Genomic DNA, 1,618 nt, shown 5'->3' on the forward strand with positions numbered 1-1,618 from the left:
TCTGCAACACTCGGTAATGACTACTGGCTAGGTTTTGTCATATCTGGTCATTCTCCATATAAGAAGCGCCTTGCTTCGCTCGGCGCACAACGTCAAGCGCAGGCACCCCTACCAGCGGGGGCGAGCGTCGATCACGGGGTTCAAGCTGGGACTACGAAAAATCGTCGGAACTGGTCGGCTGGTAGGGGTTGCTCTGCCGCGACTTGTTGGCGGTTATAAGTGTAATGATCTTCTGATGCGGTTATAAAGGTCCGTTTCAGCATGTTTGAACGCACCTAAACCAATTTTTCGAATGCCATACACAAATGTGTCAGCGTCCAAAACACATAGGTCGCGCTTGAATTCTGTCGGCGTCAAGGACCAAAGCCGCGAAATCGACTCTTCATCGACAATGAAAAACGTTCGCTTGCAGGCTCCCGTCTCGAAAAGGTGATTCAATTCAAAATGAACAGGTCCAGTGTAACTTCGTAGATCAATCACAATAACTGGCACAAAGCCAACAGCATGGACGACTGCCCCGCGCCAATCAGTAAATACACGATTAGAGCCGTCCCTGAGGTCATTTCGAGTCACTTCATCGCTACCGGATTGACGCAGTAGGTGCAGGATGCGCAAGGGAATAAAACCCTGAAATACTGCCGAAGTAAATCCGAGCGTCGATGGGCACGAGCATCCGAGCACAAGTAGGGATGGCGGGAGTATGGAGGAGCTTAGCGCAATTCCTGAAAGGCCAAATCCGAACCACAAAGGCATCGGAAGGAAAACCCCCGGCGACACTTGATGCAAAATTGCTGTAGTTATTGTTGCCGGGATAAAGACCACATTAAGTAGCCCCCTTGCACTGCGAACGCTCAAAAAAAACGCGCGGCCAAACGGGCATCGCTGGATGCCACGATATGCCCGAATTGTTGCGATTAATCTTAACACCGCAAATGCAAGCATGAGCCCTCCGAACGAGTTCAGAATGATAAAGGCAATATCTGAATTCATTACTTTATCTACGTGCCACAGAGCGAACTTTTCTGAGTTTTAGTTGTTAAGCGCAATTTTTTTCGCCAACGTCAAAGGCCATGCACCCCTGACCGAGGGCGCGCCTTCGACTGCGGGTTGAGGTTTGTGCTGCCAGTGATCATGGAACTCAGGGCGGGTCAGGGGTTGTATGCGCCGGCTTGTTCTGCTTCTTTTTTATCCATGGGTTGATGCCGAAGTCATCGCCATTCAGCAGGTAGCGAATAACCCTTGGCTTTGCAGAAAGCAACGCAAACTGGCTTCCAAAGTCGGAAGGTCCACCCGTCTGGACTGTAATCAACTCCTCCTGGGATGTCGATGTCCCTAGCCGTAACTGGAACCCACAATCGTGGTCTTGGTCCGATAGCTACACTTCGTCCAGCATGATTATCTTCGTCGTAAGGCATCGCGATACTCGAGAAATCGAAGACCACTAGGGGTAGGAGAAGATATGCCCCGAAGGCGGATCCTGCGAGCTTGAGCCACTTCACTCGGCGACGGGATGTCTTCAATTTTTTGCAGATTGAGGTAGGGACGCCGGTCGCCCGGCGCCCCCCTCGCAGATCCCGGCGTGCGGAACTACCGCACCGGGCTCCTCGGATGGACGCGC

General features: G+C 52.0%; 1 protein-coding gene. It reads right to left on the reverse strand.

The window, feature by feature from the left end; translation table 11 throughout:
* Positions 1-213: 213 nt before the first annotated feature.
* Positions 214-990, reverse strand: coding sequence for a hypothetical protein (locus tag ACG2LG_RS23805; RefSeq protein WP_396263360.1), 777 nt, complete (start codon positions 988-990; stop codon positions 214-216).
* Positions 991-1,618: the final 628 nt, after the last annotated feature.

The sequence above is a fragment of the Haloferula sp. A504 genome, assembly GCF_044385805.1.
Lineage (GTDB): Bacteria > Verrucomicrobiota > Verrucomicrobiia > Verrucomicrobiales > Akkermansiaceae > Haloferula.

Excerpts from the sequence above, each read along its gene's own strand:
- ACG2LG_RS23805 (WP_396263360.1), bottom strand. The coding sequence starts at position 990 with ATGAATTCAGATATTGCCTTTATCATTCTGAACTCGTTCGGAGGGCTC.